Origin of the sequence: Cellulomonas sp. NPDC089187 (genome assembly GCF_040685135.1) — a bacterium.
GTDB lineage: Bacteria > Actinomycetota > Actinomycetes > Actinomycetales > Cellulomonadaceae > Cellulomonas.
The window spans coordinates 194,226-211,188 of the sequence record NZ_JBFBHI010000001.1 but is presented as its reverse complement, the minus strand read 5'-3'; the positions used below and the strand labels follow the sequence as shown (position 1 = coordinate 211,188).

The following is a 16,963-nucleotide window of genomic DNA, read 5'->3' as shown; positions in this document are numbered from 1 at the left end:
TGGGGGTGTCCGCACCACTGCTCGGCGGGCACCTGTGCCCGGACGTCGTCGACATGCTGTCCGCAACCGGACCAGGTGGTGCGGCCGCACTGGGCGCAGGGCACGGGGAAACACATGCGGACAGTCTGTCAGGTCGACTCAGCGCGCTAAGCCCAGCATCCGCGCGGCCAGGGCACGGACGCGCAGCAGGGCGCCCGCGTTCATGGGGTCGGCGACCCATCGTGTCATCGCGTCGGACAGCAGCCCCCAGGCGAGGGCATCCGCCTGCCGGGTGGCCCTGACCAAGCGACGGTGGCGGTGCTCACCCAGTGTGGTCACACCGGTGAAGGCAACGTCGTCAGTGAGCGCGATCACCTCGTGGCAGAGGTCGACGATCGGGTCCGGCGGGCTGATCGGCACCGGGACGTGCTCTCGACGGTCGAGGATCCCGCGGAACCGCTCCCTGAGCGCGTCGAGGCGCGCACCGGAGACGCGTCGTTGCGGCGCGAAGTCGAGGCTGATCACCACCGGTCCGGCGGCTCGGTCCACCACGACGGACACCGGTTCCCATCGACCGTCTCTCGCGAGGACCAGCACATGGGCGATGGTGGCGGTGCCCTCGGTGTAACGCAGCAGGGCGTCGGCGGTGACCTGGCGTTCAGCGCTGACCGGCAGGCGGAGCGCGATCACGCGACCCTGCCGATCGGTGACCGGCCAGAGCAGTTCCTGAGCCACCTCGTCCACCTGGACGGCACCCACTGACGAGGGGCTAAGCAGCACGGCGGTGTCCCGAACGGGCCTGGGCAGCTGCGACCAGTCATCGCAGCCGATCGACCGGAGCTCTTGGTCGGTGGCGGCGTCGACACCGGCCCGGTCGACCCGGGCTCCGGTGGGCGACACCTCGCCGTCCTCCGTGATCCGCAGGTCGCGGAGCAGGAAGGGGCCCGCGAGCAGGTGCGGCACGGTGGCACCCCAGAGCAGGACAGCGCGCGCAATGCGCTGGAAGCCCGGATCGGCGTGCGCAGCCCGGGCGGCGCGGACCTGGAACATCACGCCCTCGGCCCGGTCCCAGAACACAGCGGTGACCCCGCGGGCCCCGGTCCGGGCGGTCCACCAGGATGCCCCGAGCGGCACCACCTCCCGGTCCGCCGCGTGGTCGGTCTGCCGCCGGGACTGACCACGCAGCGCACCGAGGGGCTCACCGACGGCGCGGGCGGCGATCGCCTCGGCCACCAGGTGACACTCGGCGAGTTCGCCATGCGGGTCGAGGTCGGCACCGTCGTCCTGTCCGTCGGCAACCGCCATCAGGGTGGCTGCACAGCGGGCGACCTGTCGGGAGAGCCGCGGCAGCCCCACCGCGCGTGCGCGCAGGCCGATTTCCCGCAGCGGATCGACGGATTCCGGCACCAGGCGGCCAATCCCCCGGCTAACCAGGGAACGCACCTCGGCCGCCACCGCCGCAGCAGCCTTTCGCTCTGCCGCGGTCACCGCGTCGGGGTCGACCGGTTCGGTGCCGGGGATCCAGGTCCAGCCCGGCACCACCTCGGAGAGCGCGGCGAGGTGCACCGCCGCTCGCTCGGCACCGGTCAGATCCGAGAGGACCGCGCCGTCCACCAGCAGCACAGGGCCGTGTCGGGTCTCGATCCGCAGCCGACCGGGTTCGGAGGTGGTGCTGAGAACCACCGGGCCTTCCCGGAGCAGGTGCCGGGCGGCCCGGACCGCGGCGCGCCCTGCCGTCCGCTGGACCCGCACCGGATCGATATCGGGCACCGCGCGGTCCGATTCGCCGACCAGGGCCGCTGCGATGACGTGAACGCACACTCCAGCGGTCGGACACGGACAGCTCCAGTCCTCCACCGCGCCCCGAGTGCGGACCGGCATCTCGCCCACCAGCACGGTGCCGTCCGGCCCAGCGATGACCGCGCCCGAGTCCACCACCCGACGCGCCCGCCGGACCACGCCGGGACCGACAAGCAGGGTGAGCGCCCCCTCGTCCCAGCCGGTCACCGCATCACCTCTGCCAGCCACTCCGCGAGGTGATCCGGGGTCAGCGCGGCGATCTCCATCCCGACCGCGGCAAGGCGACCGGCCACCACGGGGTCGTGCACGGGGTTCGCCTGCTCGTCGAGCGCGGCCAGCCCCAGCAGGGTGACCCCAGCGGTCCGCAACCGACGCGTGGTGGCCACCAGGTCGGTGACGGAACCGCCCTCCTCGAAGTCCGACACCACCATCACCACGGTGCGGGCCGGGCTGTGCACCATCGACTCAGCGGTCCGCAACGCACCGGCGATGTCCGTGCCACCCCCAAGCTGGGCGGTCATCAGCACCGCCACCGGGTCGGCTGCCAGATGGGTCAGATCGGCCACCGCCGTGTCGAATAGCAGCAGCCGCAGCTGGACGCCGGGCAGCGCGGACATGATCCCGGCACAGACTGCGCTGTAGAGCACCGAGGACGCCATCGACCCGGACTGGTCCACCAGCAGGATCACGTCCCAGGTCAGTCGGCGTCGCACCCGGGCGTCGAATCGCAGCCTCTGCACCACCAGCCGTCCGGACTGGGGGTCATAGTGGCGCAGGTTCTCCCGGATCGTTCCCAGGGCATCGAAGTTCTGTGCCACCGGCAGCGGTGAGCGACGGTGTCGATTGCGGCGACCCAAGAACGCGCTGGTGAACCGAGGTCGGATCCGGGCGACCACCTGGGCCACCACCCGCTCGATCAGCCGCCGGATTCCCGCCTCCAGCCCCGGATCGAGCCGCCCGCGCACCGCCAGCAGCGCACTGGCCAGCTCCGGACTGGGGTCGAGCGCCTCGACCACCTCCGGGTCGGCGAGCAGATCGGTCATGCCGTACTCCTCGATGGCCTGGCGCTGCATCCGCTCGACGGTGGACCGAGGAAAGAGCTCCCCGGCCAGGTGCAGCCAGGTCAGTGCGGTGATCGCGCTCGGATCCAGCCCACCACCGGTGCCGCGCGCGTGCCGGTGACCGCGGTCGGCATATCCGCGGTCGTACAGGTGGCCCAGCACCCGGTCCACTCGCTGGTCGGCTTTGTCCAGAGTGTGGGCGGTCGGCATCGAACGCTCGGCGTACCGACCCAGGACGAGTCGCCAGCGTCGGGAGGAGTCGGTCATAGCCCCTCCGCAGCGAGCTGGGCCCGCAGTGCCCGTTCCAGCGCGATGCCCCGGCGCAGGGTGGGGGCGTCAATGCCCGTGACGTGCACATCGACCGGTCCATCGATGCCGTCGCCGCGCAGCCGTTCGGCCAGCAGTGCGGTGTCGCGCGGACGGAGCCGGGCGAAGGCGTGGCGTAGATCGGGCAGCAGGGTCAGGAAGGTCGACTCCGACATGCGCGTGACCGCAGCGTCCACCGCTGTGCGCAGCCGGTCGTCTCGGATGACCAGATCGGGTCCGGCGTGCAGCACACCGGAGATGAACCGCACCGAGGTCTCCGCGTCGGCACCGACACCCAGATACCTGGACACCGCCTCGGCCCACTCGGCGACTGATCCGCTGTCGCGGGCCACCGCCACGGTCAAGGCGGCACCGGAAACCGCCGGCGACGACGCCGCGGTCAGCCGATCCAGTGCATGCCGGAGCGGGCCGGGGTCGACACCGAGCCCGGCATCGTCAAGCTCTGCCACCAGATCGACGATCCCGAGCAGCGTGGAGACGGCCTCGGCGTCACGCTCCGGCGGCACACCACCCAGGTCCGGGACGCGCTGGGTCAAGGCCAGCACCCCGAGCGCGACCAGATCGGACACCGGGGCGTCCCCCAGATCGAGTCCGTCCCGGGAGTGCCAGAGCATCAGCAGCCGACGGACCGCGGCGAGCACTGAACCGGTCCCGGGGTCACGTGCGAGTAGCTCGGCGACCTCATCCCCCAGCCCCGGCATCCGGTCCAGGACACCGAGCGCCACCGCCTGACCCAGCAGCCGGGTCGCGCGGTCAGCCGAGTCGGTCGGCGTGCTCAGCTCCTCCCCCAGCCGCGCCACTGCGAGGTCCTCCAGATCAGCGCCCCGTCCCGCGAGCCGGATCAGCTCGGACTCCACCAGGGGTGTCCAGGCGTACTCCCACTGCTCGTACAGCCGTCCACGGCCGGTGCCCGCGGCCAGGTCCAGCCCGGACAGCTGCCGCGCGAATCCGGTGCCGAGGTAGCTCATCAGGGCGAGGAACCGGGCCTTGGCTCGGTGCTCCGCAGACCGTAGCCGGTCGATCTCGGTCCGTCGCGGGCTGCTGTCGGTGAGAGTCAGCCGGTGCCGCCGTGCCCGGTCCCGGGTCCGCGAGACCAACGGCGGTGCCGTGGTGTCGGGTGGGACCTCGCCCAGGGCGGTGCCGCCGAAGGCCGACGCCACCGCATCGCGCACCGCCGGCGGCCAGTCCCCGTCGGCACTGACATAGCAGGACGTGATCGCGTCCAGCACGTCGCACCGACCAGGGCTCGGGTGTCCCCGCAGGGCGGCGAGACGATGTGCAGCCTGCGTGGCTGCCAGCACCTCTGCGGTGCCGACCGGGTCCGCCGTGCCCCGGGTGGATCGGGCGACGTCGACCAGCAACTGTGTCGGATCGAAGCGCAGATCGGCCCGCCACACCCGCTGGTAGAAGCCCGGCGACCGCATCCCCGCGCCATAGCCATGCAGCGCATCCAGTCGCGCGAAGTCGTAGCGGACCAACCACGCGGGCTCGGCCGCCCGACCGGCAGGGACCTCCACCTCACCGGACGTGAGCCGATCGGCCAGGGCCAGAGTGTGGAACGCCCCGGTGACCACCACGACCGGACCAGCGGGGTCACGTTCCCGCCGCGCCCGCACCCAGCCTGCCATCCGCTCTTCCCGGGCCAGCGAGCCGTCAGCACGCAATTCGGTCTGCGTGGCGTCGACCCGTGCCAGATCAGCCCACACCGCAACCTCCCGGAACACGGTGCGCCAGTCCGCCGCCTGGTCGGTGGACCGGAGCTCCACCAGGTGGTCCCACAGATCATCGTGGTCGCGGCAGTGCAAGCGACGGGCCAACGCGGCCAGGGTGCGCGAGTGCGCCAGTGCGGCCTCGGACATCACGGACCGGGCGACCACGTCGTCTCCGGTGTCCTGCCGCTGGGACCACGGCAGGTCGATGAAGGACAGTTCCGCGCCCGCCTCGGCACCCGCCCGCAGCGCCACCCACTCGGGTGAGAACTCGGCGAGCGGGAAGAACCCACTGGCGTGCGGTCCGTGGCTGAGCAGCGCCACCGGCGGTCGCGTGTGCTCCCGGAGCAGGTCGGGGATCAGTGCGGTGTACTCCTCCGGACCCTCGATCAGCACCGCCGTGGGCCGCACCTCCTCGATCAGTGTCCGCACCGCGGTGGCGCACACCGGGCTGTGGTGCCGCACCGCCGCCAGGTGGACCCCGTCCGCCGCCAGCATCCGCATCCGGTCCAACCCCTCACGGGTCCGGTCCGGGAGCTCGCTGAGCAGGTCGGTCACTGCCACAGTCCGGCGGCCCCCTCCAGAAACGCCCGCCAGGTGGCGTCAGTCCGGGCACGTTCCCGCACCACCGTGTCCAGATAGGAGCGCAGGGTGGCGGCGTCGTCCTGCGCGTCCTTGAGCGCCACCCCGGCCAACTGCCCGGCGAGACGACCGGCGTGCACCACGCCGTCGCCGAGATAGCGGGCCTCCAACGCGGCGGCGTGTGCGACGTTCACCGCCTCCGCGGTGGACATCACGGTCTGCGGGCGGGAGATCGGCGTGCCGGCAATGGTGCGTCCGGTCCGCAACTCCTGGAAGACCGTCACCAGCAGGTCGATCACCGGCTTCGGGGTGTCCACCATCTCCGCGACGTCACCGAGTTCGGCGGCCAACGCGCGCTGCACCAGATCGACCTCGAATTCCCGGTCGGCGATCGGCCGCACCGTCTCGAAGGCGAACCGACGCTTGAGTGCCGCGGACATCTCATTCACGCCCCGGTCCCGCAGGTTGGCGGTGGCAATCACGGTAAAACCGGGCCGAGCCGGAAGCCGTGCCTCCTCGCCGAGTTCGGGCACCATCAGCTGCTTCTCGGACAGGATCGAGACCAGGGTGTCCTGGATCTCCGGGGCGCACCGGGTGATCTCCTCGAAGCGCACGACCCGACCGTGCTCCATTCCGCGGTACACCGGGGACGGCACCAGGGCCCGCCGCGACGGGCCTTCGGCGAGCAACAGGGCGTAGTTCCAGGAGTACCGGATGTGGTCCTCGGTGGTCCCCGCGGTCCCCTGCACCACCAGGCCGGAGTCGCCGCTGATCGCCGCCGCGAACAGTTCGGACAGCAGGGACTTGGCCGTGCCGGGCTCCCCGACCAACATCAGTCCCTGGTTGCCCAGCAGGCTCACCACGGCGCGGTCGACCAACGGGTCGTCGCCGTAGAACTTCCGACTGATCCCGGTGTCCTCGTCGCCGAGGACGAAGGACCGCACGGCGCGGGCGGACAGCCGCCACCCCGGCGGGATCGGGTCGCCGGTGGCGCGGTCCCGGTCCGCGAGGGCGGTCAGCTCCTCGGCGTAGCGCTGCTCCGCGGGCAGCCGCTGCTCGGTCACCATCGGGTTGTCCGCTCCCACTCCGGATCGAAGGCACCGGCCTCGGCCATCGCCCGGTAGTCCCCGTAGGCCTCCCACCGCAGGACGGGCGGCACCTCCGCCACCGGCATCGGTCGGGTGCGACGGCCCGCGATCCGTGCGAACCGGAGGTCGGTCACGGCGGCGGTGACCTGTTCACTCTCCGGCAGCATCGACCCGGTGAAGCCGACCGACACCTGCACGCCCAGCGAGTCGAAGCGCTTGTGGTACTCGGTGAACCAGCCGCCGTCCCCACCCTCGCCGCGGACCAGGTCTCGCTTGGCCGCGACCCCGCGCAGGGCGTAGTTGTCGCTCAGCCAGCCCCGACGGTCGTCGATCCGCATCGGGTCCGGCAGCTCCGTCGGTGGCGCAACCTCGCTGAACTGCTCGAACAGAGGACGCACGCGGTAGTCCGCCAGGTGGGCGCGCCACGCGGCGGCGACATCGGCGGTGACCAGTGCCCGGTGCGCCACCCGCACCTCTGCGGTCGGGTCGAGGGTGAACTCGTCATCGTCGATACCCAGCAGCGCGCCCTCGGACGGACGGAACAGCCGCTCGGTGTCCCCGACCCGTTCGATCCAGACCAGGTCACTGACCAGACGACCGACCAGGGGGTGGGCCAGCAGATGCTCCGACCATTCCGTGCCCGACCAACGCCGCTGCCCGCACATCGCCTCGTACAGCCGGATCCGCTGGGCGGTGACGACCTCCTTGAGTTCCTTACGAGCGCTCGACAGGGCAGATTTTGCGACCTTCACGGTCGCCGCGTCCTCATGCACCCGTGGAGCGGGCAGCGCTTTGATCACGTGGCCGTCCTCGCCGGAGAGCTCCACGGTGTACCGCGGCGTGATCCGGGCGGTGAAGGTCCGTTCGCCGTAGCTCAGACGCAGCACCCCGTCGTCGTCGAACCCGGCGGTGGGCACGGTGCGGTCGGCCAGCTCCTCGGGGGACCAGCCGCGCCGGTCGGCGATCTCGTCCACCAGCTCCCGGGTCTTGGCCTGCAAGGACGCCGCCCGGGACCGCTGGGCCACGGACAGCACCCATTGCAGGGCCACCCGGTCGTCGCTGGCTGCGGCGACCCGCACCAGGGACTCCATCTGGGACATCCGGCCGTGGTGCTCCCGGAAGTACGCCCGGCCGACGGCGGCGATGGTCGTCCCCGGCGCAGCGGTGGCCAGGGCCAGGATCCCCTTCTCCCCGGTCGCCGACCCCAGGTAGGTGGCCGCCAGTTCGGCACGGATCTCCTTAGTGACCGACTCCAGGGTGGCACCACGGAACCTCGCCCCCCACTCCCGGTCCGCCCAGCGCTGGTAATTGGCCAGACGTCCGGGGGCCTGCGCGGCAGCCTCGGTGCGGCACCACTCGTCGCTGGGGTGTCGGGTGTCATGGGCGACCCACGCCCGCAGCACGACCTCGCCCAGCGTCACCGCATCCGTCGGATCGAGCAGGTCGAGGTAGATCCCGATCAGTCCGCCGCCGCCCGGGTCCTTGAGCTTGCAGGCCAACACGACCCACCACCGCAGGACCTCGGCCGGCACCGGCGAACCGTCTGCGGCCCAGTGCACCTGGGGCAGCGTGTCCATCGGGAACCAGTCCAGCCCCGCGGGTGGCTTGCGGGACAGGCCGGCCTGCGCCTGGGCGAGGAGCACCCGGGGGGACAGATCCGGGGTGATGTCCTCGCCGAGGCGAGCCAACGCGGACAGCAGGGCGGCCGACACCGCCTCGCGCTTCTCCGTGGCCAGTGCGGCCCGGAGTGCGCCGACCGACGCCGGGTCACCGAGCTCACCGACCCACCGTGCGGACGCCGCCCGCACCTCGGCCTTGCCGTCCCGGAGCCCGCGCTCGGCCAGGTCGCGCACCTGCGGGTGTCCGGAGAGCAACTGCTGGGCGACCGGACGGTTCACCTTCGACGTGCCGCGGGCGATCAGCACCAGGTCGCCCAGATAGTCATCCGGCACCCGCGGGAACGTGGCTAACACCCGCATCCCGTAGGCCTGCATCACCACGGGGTCGAAACGCGCAACGGTCCCCCGGCCGAAGGCCTCGGCCAGGAACGCGGGGTTCTCCGCGAAGAACGGCCACACCAGCGCAGGGTCCAGATCATCGATGAGCCCGCGGTTGACCGCCTCCCACACAGCGTGGACGCGTTTTTCGGTGGTCGCATCGGCTCCCAGCCGCAGCGCCACGGAGACCCGAAGATCGATCGGTGGCAACTCGGCTCCCCCGACCCAGGTCACCCCGTGTCGAGCAGTCGCACGATCCCATCGCAGCCGCGTCGGCTGATCGACGATGGCCCCGGCGATCAGCCCCTCGACCGCCCTCAGCGTCTGGTCGACGACCCCCTGGTCTGCCTTCTCGACCTGGTGCAGGATCCGGGACCGAAGTGCCTCCGTGCACGAAGTTTCTTCCTCTCCCAGCCGGGCGGAGACGATCGCCTCCAGGTCCTCGTCCGTGACCAGGGTCAGCGCGGCGACCGTCTGCGCCCGGGTCCGCAGGTTCTGCTTTCCCCACTCTGTGCTGGTGAAGACCGAGTCGGGGTCGCTGCCCAGACGCTCGATGTCCGCGGTCTGGTTCTCGATGCTGGTGTCCAGTGCTCGGCGGACCTGTGCGACCAGATCATCCGGGAGTCGCACCGGGGGCAGGGGCGGCATGGGCGGCACCGTCAGGGGTGGCGGGTTGTCGTCGAGGCCCTCCGAGTCCGCAAGCACTCCGGCCAACACGGCCGCACGCGGTGCGGTGGCGTCCGAGCGCACCCGGTCCACCCGGTCCCGCCCGCCGGGCAAGGCGATCACGGCGGCCGCGATCTCCGCGAGGCGCGGCTTCGGCGCGGTCAGGAGTTGGGTGGCGAGCAGGTCCAACCGCTGCGCCTCAGGCAACTGGGTGAGCAGCATCATCGTCCGCTCGCGCACTCCCTTGCCCGAAGCACCGACCCCCGGCACGATCTGGGCTGCGAAAGTCGTGACGATTTCGGGTGCCTCGGCGAAGTCCACCAGAGCCGCTCGGGCACGCGCCGGGTCAACGGTGAGGGCAGTCGTCACCGCAGCTTCCTGACCCGCCACCACCGGAACCAAGAAGTCCGTTGCGGCCAGACGTTCGGTCAGCCCGCCACACGGTGCCGGCGACCGGTGCGGGACCGCCCCGCACAGAGCCAGGGCCAATCGGCGAGCGGGGTCATCCAGGCCATCGAGGGTGAGCATCCGCTGAAGCAGTTCAGCAGTGAAGGCGGGGCGGTCCTCGGGCACGTGTCGGCGCTGGATCGTCTGCGCTGTCACCCCGAACGCGTCCCAGAGCAGCGCGGACAACCAGCGCGGGACCCCGTGGTCGCTCCAGGGCCCCGGCTGCCACTGCACACCCTCCGCCGCGGGGGTCAACACCCGGACCCATCGCAGCACTTGCTCGGCGGTGAGGTCGTCGCGGCCATACAGCCGATGCCGAGCTCGCCGTGCGACGAACCCGAAGTCGTTCCCCCACGTGCTGGTGTCCATCTGGGCGTGCCAGGTCTGGGTCAACGCGAGCGCGGAACCAACCATCTGCGCCGCCGGCCCCGCACAGCGCAGTGGCAACTCGGGGTCGTCGCCCGCCACGATGTACCGCACCGCCCGCTCGGCCAGCCCCGGCTCCACCGCGTCGAGCCCGATCACCGCATCGGCCCAGGCCCGGTCCAGAGGCTCACGGAACGTCGCGTGCAGACGTCCCCGCACAGTCTCGATCGTCGTCATGGGGTTGACCTTCTTTCTGTGCTCACCTCCGCGGGACGCTATCGGCCTGAGAGGACACCTCCGGCGAAGCAGGGGTGGTGCCCGCCCGATTGAGTACTGGATCGCGCAGGCATGCGCATTCCCGCTACCGTCGCCCCTCATGACCTCCGTGCGCACCGTCGCGCCCGCCGCTGTCGGGCTGGTCGCTTCCCTGGTCGCCGGCCTGCTCACCGCGCCGCCGAGCATCTGGGGTCTGCTGCCGATCGTGCTGTTCACCGTCCTGGTGGTGCTCGGTGCGCCGATGCTGCGGGCCGGGCTGGTGGCGTTGGCGTCGGCGCTGCTGGTGCTGCTGCCGGGGCCGTCGGCGGTGTGGGAGATCGTGCGCACCTCGATCCCGAACCAGGTGACGATCATCGGTCTGGTGATCGTGCTGGGGGCGGCGGTCGGTGAGGTGCTGCGGCGCACCGGGGTGGCTGCGGCGCTGGTCCGCGGCATCGTCGGGCTTGTCGGTGACCGGGGCCGGACCGCCACCGCGTTGGCGATCATGCTGTCCTGTCTGGTGCTGGTGGCGGCGTTGGGCACCCTGGCTGGTGCCCTGGCGATCGCCGCACCGCTGGTGATCCCGGTGGCGGCACGACTCGGCTTCACCCGGAGCGCGACCGCATCGATGATGTTCGCCGGAGGCGGTGCCGGGCTGGCACTGGCCCCCTTCGCCGGATCGAATGTGGCGGTCATGACCGCGGCCGGGGCGGGGTACCCGGAGTACCTGGTGTACGGCGCGCTACCGCTGGCCGCGGTGTCGGTGCTGGTCGGTCTGCCGGTGGCGCTGTGGATGCAACGCCGCACCGACGACGTCTACGGCCCGGAGGACGCCGCCGGCGATGCTTCAGTCACCACGCTGCGCACCCGGGCGGCGACCTGGACCTTTCTGGTGCTGCTGGTCGGGTCGGTGGTCGGCGCGGTGGTCGTCGACGCCGGACTGTTCTTCCCGGTGGTGGCTCTGCCGGTGCTGGGCGTGGTCACCGGGCTGATCGGCGGGCTCGGTGGGTCGACGGTGCGAGCGTTGGGCACCGGGGCGTGGTCGATGCGCGGGATGTTCCTGCTGTTCCTGTTGCTGGCAGTGCTGTTTGTGACGGTGGATCTGATCGCGCCCTTCGACGTGGTGATCGACCGTTGGGGGGACAGCATCGGCGCGCTGGGGCCGTTCCTGTTCGCGGTGGTGGTGGCCCTGCTCGGCTGGGTGGGGGTCCCCGGCGCGACGGCCGCCCAGGTGGTGTTGTTGAACGAGCTCTTCGGCGGGCTGGCCGGGCAGATCGGGATCGGGGCCGGCACCTGGATCATCGTGCTGCTCTTCGCGTCGAAGGCGGACACCTACGGCCCGTTCCCGAACCCGAACATGGTCGGCGCGATGGGCCTGGCCCGGTCGACGAACCTGCGTGGCATGCTGCTGACCGGCTGGTCACTGCTGGTCCCGGCCTGCTGCGTGTACCTGCTCCTGATGTTCCTCGAGACCCGGTGAGGCAATGGTGAACGACATCGTCCTGGTGGGTGGCACCGTGATCGACGGCTCCGGTGCGCCCGGTCGAGCCGCGGATGTCGCGGTGCGCGACGGTCGGATCGCCGCCGTCGCGGAGCCTGGCGCCCTGGAGGCGGCGGAGCGGATCGACGTCACCGGTCTGGTGGTGGCACCGGGCTTCATCGACATCCACTCCCACGCCGACTTCACGCTGTCCCTGTCGCCGACGGCCGAGTCGCAGCTGGCACAGGGCGTCACCACGCTGATCGGCGGCAACTGCGGGCAGTCACCCTTCCCGGTGACCGACCGCAACCGGGTGCCCTCCGGTCTAGCGGGGTCAGGCGATCTGGAGCTGGCCTGGGACGACCTGGACGGCTTCGCAGCGGCGGTCGAGGCCAGCCGTCCGGCGATCAACCTCGGACTCCAGGTCGGGCACAACGCGATCCGGTCCGCGATCCTCGGCGACGAGGACCGGGCACCCAGCCCCGACGAGCTGGACCGGATGTGCGCCGAGGTCACCGCCGCGGCCCGCGCGGGTGCGTTCGGCTTCTCCACCGGGCTGATCTACCCGCCCGGGCTCTTCGCCGCCACCGACGAGGTCGTCACCCTGGTGCGCACCGCCGCCGAGGCCGGGCTGACCTACTCCACCCACGTCCGGAACGAGACCGACCACGTCATCGCGGCCGTCGACGAGGCGCTGGACGCCGCCACCCGCGCCGGTGCCCGACTCCAGGTCTCGCACCTGAAGAGCATGGGCCCGGGCAATGTCGGCAAATCCCGCATCGCCCTGGACCACCTGCACGCCGCCCGCGCCGAAGGACTGGACGTGGCCTGCGACGTCTACCCCTACACCGCCTCCTCCACCTCCCTGGCCTCCCGACTGCCCGCCTGGGCACTGGACGGAGGCCGCGAGGACGTCGCCCGCCGACTCGCCGACCCCGCCACCCAGGCCCGGATCGTCGCGGACCTGACCGCCCGCTTCGGCCAGGACATCGACCCGGCCGGGATCGTGCTCGCCGAACTCGGCCCCGGTCCGTTCGCCGACCGGGCCGGACAGTCCATCGTCGACATCGCCCACGACATCGGCCGCTCGCCCGCCGAGGTCGTGCTCCTGGTGCTCGCCGGACACGGAGACGTCGCCATCGTCAACCACGCCATCGACGCCGACGACCTGCTGCACATCCTGCGCGACCCGCACTGCGCCATCGCCTCCGACGGCTGGGTGATGGACCTGACCGGCCCCGGCGTGCCGCACCCGCGCAGCTTCGGCACCTTCGCCCGGGTGCTCGGGCACTACGTCCGGGAGATCGGCGCACTCACCCTGCCTGAAGCGGTCCGCAAGATGACCTCCCTGCCCGCCGAACGCCTCGGCCTCACCGACCGCGGCCTGGTGCGGGCCGGACTCGCCGCGGACCTGACCGTCTTCGACCCCGCGACCATCGCCGACCGTGCCACCTACGAGCAGCCGCGGCAGGCCGCAGTGGGCGTCCGGGCGGTGCTGGTGAACGGGGTGCCGGTGGTGCGCGATGGGGTGGCGACCGGGGCGCGGGGTGGGCGGGTGCTGCGGAAGGGGCGTTGATCGCAAAACGTCTTTTCTCGGCATAGCGCCCGGACAATTCGATGGACACCTTCCCTTTGATAGCGTGACGGGTCTTCATTTCCGTCGCCATCAGGGGGCATCGTGGCTGAATTCGATGTGGACACCAGTGCGCTCGATCTGGTCCGGCAAGTCGCAGAACGGCAGTCGACACACGTCGCCGCCTTGCGTTCCTATCTCGATTCCCACACCAGCCTGACCGACGTGGGCGGGGCGGTCATGGCGTGCCTCGCCGGCCAGTACAACGAGGGTCGGGACGCCGCGAAGCAGGGATTCGATCAGGCCACCACGGTGTGCGATGCCTCGGCCGACCGGATGGCCGAGACCCGTCAGGCCTACCTCGACGCCGACCGCGCCGCCCATGAGCGCTTCTCCGCGTTGGCAGCCAGGCTGGGGGTGTCCTTGCCGGCCTTCCACGAGCCCGACACCGCCACTCTCGGCTCCGCCACTGCCGACTGGTCCGGCTCCGGATGGACCGTCGAGGCACCAATGCCACCATGGTCCTCCTCCCCCACCGCGGACGGCTTGCTGTCGATCCCGATGTCGGCCACCACCAGCCAGCAAGAGCGCTTCACCGGGATCGCGCAGCCGAAACCGTGGACCGTCGGCGGGGCCATCGGTGACGTGGCCAAGGACGACATGACCTCCCGCGCCTGGTCGGCCGCCGACAACGCGTTCAACGTGCCGACCGCCACATCGACGCTGCAGCAGCGGTACGAGCAGTGGCAGAGCGGGCGATACGGGGCGGCGTACTCCGCGGGTGCCGAGACCACCGACATGGGGTGGATGACCCGGGACTCGGACTGGGCACGCGACCGGACCGGCACCCGCGCCCTCGGTCATCTCGACACTGCCGTCTCCACCGTGCAGGACCTCCAGAGCGCCTGGAACGCGGTGGAACACCTGCAGGAGACCAGCAACCGCGATGCGGCCGTGCAGGGTGTAGCGGACGGCACCGCGAACAGCGCGACCTACGACTGGGCGAGGTGACGGCGATGTCGATCACCGAGGTGTACGACCCGACCTCCGTGCTGGTGCCGCCCGCGGAGCCGGCCGAGAACTTCGCCGACTCACTGCGCTGGAAAGCCGGCCCCCTGCTCGGAGGACTCGACTGGCTGCTCGAGCAACTGATTGGCAAGTCGGCGATCGCCGAACTGGTCGAGCCGATCGCGGGCGATTGGAACGGACTGGAGCGGGGCGCACAGGCCTGGGGGAACGCCGCCGGAGCGTGCGCCGCCATTGCCGGGAACTACCGGGCCGTGGCAACCGACGTGCTCGGCAGCTGGTCCGGTGAGGCCGCGGAGGCGTTCAGCGCACGCGCGCTGGAGATCGCCGACAGCTTCGCGCAGTACGGCGAAGGCTGCGGGGCGATGGGCGAGGTCACCGCGGCGCTGCTCGAGCTGGCCAAGACGACGGCCGAGACCATCGCAGGCGTGCTCGGTCTCATCGGCGATCTGCTCACCCGATTGCTGGCGGAGGCGGCGATCCCGATCGCAGGGTGGGTCGCCGGTGCCATCGACGGGGCAATCAGCGGTGCACTGCTGCTGGGCAAGTTCCAGACCGCCTACTCCGCGCTCCAACGCCTGCTGACCGCCATCGACGGCATCATCGACGCGGTGACCGCCATCCGTCAGGTCGCCTACGTCATCACCACCCTGGCGAACACGCTGTCCGCCGCCACCACCCTGCACACCATCAGCCTGGCGGATGACGCCACCGGCACCGCCTTCGGCGTGAACTGAGGTCGCCATGGACTCCCGCACTGCAGCATCCCTAGCCCAGATCCGCGCGGCGACCGCGGCGAACCGGGCCGTGACCGCCGAGCTCGCCGCCGAACGCGCGAAGCTGGCCGCGGACGCGACGCAGGCAGAACAACGGCGTGCCAGTGCCGCCCGCCGGGGTGAACTCGGCGACGACTGGCGCACGCTCCAGACCCGGATCGACGCACGCCGCACCACACTGTCGGCGATCATGTCCGGCGAGGACGAGTCCCCGGAGGCGCGACGCGTCACCGAGCACGCCTTCGAGCGGCTGCGGTCGATGCGGGACGAGTTCGACCAAGCGATCCGGACCAGCGACCCGGAGGACCCGGGCAGCCCCGCCGCGACGGTCCGGGCGACCAGCGAGGCCGCCGCCGAGATCCGGCGCACTCTGGCCCGGTTGCGCGACGCTCAGCGCGGCTGACGCTCCGGAGCCAGCTCGATGAAGGCCCGCGGTCGACGCCGCCGGTGTCGTCGACCGGTGCGCACCCGCTGATCCCAGTCGGCCGTCGCGATCCCTCGCTGCACGACCAGGTCGAAGAACCCGCCACCGATCCGCTGCACACCGCAGGCCAGGCCGAGGTAGACCAGTCCCAGGACGACGATCTGCGCGGCGGAGTCCTGGTGTGTGGATCGTCCGCGGCCAATCTCGCCGTCACCGGCCGTGCCACTGGGGACCACGGTCAGGCGATCACCGACCTCGGCCGGCTGGCTTCCCCGGGTCAGGGCCAGCAGTCGGCCGTCATCGGTGCGGACGGTGGGTCGGTACTCGAGCTCGAGGTGGATGCCGAACAGACCCAGCCCACTGTCCCGCCGCTGGCCCTCGACCTGCACCTCGGTGACCGTGGCCCGAACCGGATCCTGCTCCCACGGCCAGACGATGTGCTGCGCCGGCCACAGTCCCCAGCTCACCAGGGTGCCGAGTCCGAGTACCACGGTGCCGATCACCGCCCGAACGGCCCCCATCACCGGCGACACCTGGTCCGCGGCCGAGAGTGCGTGGGGTGTGTTCCACCAGTGGCGCGGACGCCAGGTGGTCCGCCGGGCACGGAGGTCGACGTCGGCATTGGCGATCATGGTGCTCAGCCGCCAGCCCCGTCCGAGCCCGCGCAGGTCAGCGCGCATCGCGCTCGGCACCTGCTCGACCGCCTGCCGCATCTCCAGCACGGTCAGCACCACCCGGGTCCCCGCCGTGAGCCGGACGACCTGGACACACCACCAGGCCAGACCCCAGCCGAGCGCGACCGCGGGAGTGAGGAGCAACAGCCCCGCCATGCGTACCCGGTCGAAGGCGGAGACTCCCGGTCGAACCGCGCGGGTGACCAGCCGCCAGGCCCCGGCCCAGCTGCCGAACATGGCGCTGACGATGCCCAGGACCAGGGTCAGTCGGTCGTCGCCGGTGCGGCGGTCCCGGTCGACGTCGTCCAGAAGGAGCTGCGCCTCGTCGATCTGGCTCGGTGAGGCAAAGACGAACCACCGGCGCAGCCCGCGCACCGCCAACGGGTGGGTCAGCGTCTCGGGTCCCAGGAAGAGCGTCGGCATCCGTCGCCCGCGTTCGGTGGCGACCAGGGCGACCCAGTCGACCTGCTCCGGGGTCGCCGGGACCAGGGAGCCACCGCCCCAGTCCTGGACCAGCGCCCGACTGGCGGCGGTGGACCACACGATCAACGCCACAGGCCCGGTCATGATCGCGGCCCCGGCGACCACCGAGGCGGGCTGCGCCAGCAGGGCGAGCAGCAGTGCCGGACCACTGACCGCAATCCCGAAGAAGACCAGCATCGCCAGCACGGTCGGCAGCAGCCGCAGCATTCTCATGCGAGCACCGTACTGACCCGACAATGTGTGCGGCGGA

At 71.5% G+C, this 16,963-nt stretch carries 11 protein-coding genes; 5 read left to right on the top strand and 6 right to left on the bottom strand.

Annotated features, from left to right (window positions below):
• Nucleotides 1-138: 138 nt before the first annotated feature.
• From AB0N78_RS00980 to AB0N78_RS00960, 5 genes are read right to left on the bottom strand one after another with little or no spacing between them, the layout of a single operon-like run.
• Complete coding sequence (locus AB0N78_RS00980) at nucleotides 139-1,986, bottom strand: hypothetical protein (protein ID WP_363384628.1); 1,848 nt, start codon at nucleotides 1,984-1,986, stop codon at nucleotides 139-141.
• A complete protein-coding gene (locus tag AB0N78_RS00975; protein WP_363384625.1) occupies nucleotides 1,983-3,107 on the bottom strand; it encodes a VWA domain-containing protein in 1,125 nt (374 codons plus the stop codon). Before AB0N78_RS00975 ends, AB0N78_RS00980 begins: the two co-directional genes overlap by 4 nt.
• On the bottom strand, nucleotides 3,104-5,434 hold the full coding sequence (locus AB0N78_RS00970; RefSeq protein ID WP_363384623.1) for a DUF5682 family protein: 2,331 nt from the start codon (nucleotides 5,432-5,434) through the stop codon (nucleotides 3,104-3,106). The genes AB0N78_RS00975 and AB0N78_RS00970 overlap by 4 nt, the downstream gene beginning before the upstream one ends.
• A complete protein-coding gene (locus tag AB0N78_RS00965) occupies nucleotides 5,431-6,525 on the bottom strand; it encodes an AAA family ATPase (protein WP_363384620.1) in 1,095 nt (364 codons plus the stop codon). The genes AB0N78_RS00970 and AB0N78_RS00965 overlap by 4 nt, the downstream gene beginning before the upstream one ends.
• On the bottom strand, nucleotides 6,519-10,259 hold the full coding sequence (locus tag AB0N78_RS00960; RefSeq protein WP_363384617.1) for a DUF4132 domain-containing protein: 3,741 nt from the start codon (nucleotides 10,257-10,259) through the stop codon (nucleotides 6,519-6,521). The genes AB0N78_RS00965 and AB0N78_RS00960 overlap by 7 nt, the downstream gene beginning before the upstream one ends.
• Nucleotides 10,260-10,398: 139 nt before the next feature.
• Here AB0N78_RS00960 and AB0N78_RS00955 point away from each other — a divergent pair, with 139 nt between their 5' ends.
• From AB0N78_RS00955 to AB0N78_RS00935, 5 genes are all read left to right on the top strand, one after another.
• On the top strand, nucleotides 10,399-11,757 hold the full coding sequence (locus AB0N78_RS00955; RefSeq protein ID WP_363384614.1) for a Na+/H+ antiporter NhaC family protein: 1,359 nt from the start codon (nucleotides 10,399-10,401) through the stop codon (nucleotides 11,755-11,757).
• Nucleotides 11,758-11,761: 4 nt separating this feature from the next.
• On the top strand, nucleotides 11,762-13,333 hold the full coding sequence (locus tag AB0N78_RS00950; protein ID WP_363384611.1) for a D-aminoacylase: 1,572 nt from the start codon (nucleotides 11,762-11,764) through the stop codon (nucleotides 13,331-13,333).
• 102 nt (nucleotides 13,334-13,435) lie between these two features.
• Nucleotides 13,436-14,341, top strand: coding sequence for a hypothetical protein (locus AB0N78_RS00945; RefSeq protein WP_363384608.1), 906 nt, complete (start codon nucleotides 13,436-13,438; stop codon nucleotides 14,339-14,341).
• A gap of 5 nt (nucleotides 14,342-14,346) precedes the next feature.
• Nucleotides 14,347-15,093 carry a hypothetical protein gene (locus AB0N78_RS00940; RefSeq protein WP_363384605.1) on the top strand — a complete coding sequence of 249 codons (747 nt, stop codon included), beginning with the start codon at nucleotides 14,347-14,349 and terminating at the stop codon, nucleotides 15,091-15,093.
• A 7-nt stretch (nucleotides 15,094-15,100) separates the two neighbouring features.
• Nucleotides 15,101-15,535 carry a hypothetical protein gene (locus AB0N78_RS00935; protein ID WP_363384602.1) on the top strand — a complete coding sequence of 145 codons (435 nt, stop codon included), beginning with the start codon at nucleotides 15,101-15,103 and terminating at the stop codon, nucleotides 15,533-15,535.
• Here AB0N78_RS00935 and AB0N78_RS00930 read toward each other — a convergent pair.
• Complete coding sequence (locus AB0N78_RS00930; RefSeq protein ID WP_363384599.1) at nucleotides 15,523-16,926, bottom strand: hypothetical protein; 1,404 nt, start codon at nucleotides 16,924-16,926, stop codon at nucleotides 15,523-15,525. The genes AB0N78_RS00935 and AB0N78_RS00930 overlap by 13 nt on opposite strands.
• Between the last annotated feature and the right edge of the window lie 37 nt (nucleotides 16,927-16,963).

What these genes read in the sequence shown, in the direction of transcription:
- AB0N78_RS00975 (WP_363384625.1), bottom strand. Translation starts at nt 3,107, where the DNA reads ATGACCGACTCCTCCCGACGCTGGCGACTCGTCCTGGGTCGGTACGCC.
- AB0N78_RS00965 (WP_363384620.1), bottom strand. Translation starts at nt 6,525, where the DNA reads ATGGTGACCGAGCAGCGGCTGCCCGCGGAGCAGCGCTACGCCGAGGAG.
- AB0N78_RS00960 (WP_363384617.1), bottom strand. Translation starts at nt 10,259, where the DNA reads ATGACGACGATCGAGACTGTGCGGGGACGTCTGCACGCGACGTTCCGT.
- AB0N78_RS00955 (WP_363384614.1), top strand. Translation starts at nt 10,399, where the DNA reads ATGACCTCCGTGCGCACCGTCGCGCCCGCCGCTGTCGGGCTGGTCGCT.
- AB0N78_RS00950 (WP_363384611.1), top strand. Translation starts at nt 11,762, where the DNA reads ATGGTGAACGACATCGTCCTGGTGGGTGGCACCGTGATCGACGGCTCC.
- AB0N78_RS00940 (WP_363384605.1), top strand. Translation starts at nt 14,347, where the DNA reads ATGTCGATCACCGAGGTGTACGACCCGACCTCCGTGCTGGTGCCGCCC.
- AB0N78_RS00935 (WP_363384602.1), top strand. Translation starts at nt 15,101, where the DNA reads ATGGACTCCCGCACTGCAGCATCCCTAGCCCAGATCCGCGCGGCGACC.
- AB0N78_RS00930 (WP_363384599.1), bottom strand. Translation starts at nt 16,926, where the DNA reads ATGAGAATGCTGCGGCTGCTGCCGACCGTGCTGGCGATGCTGGTCTTC.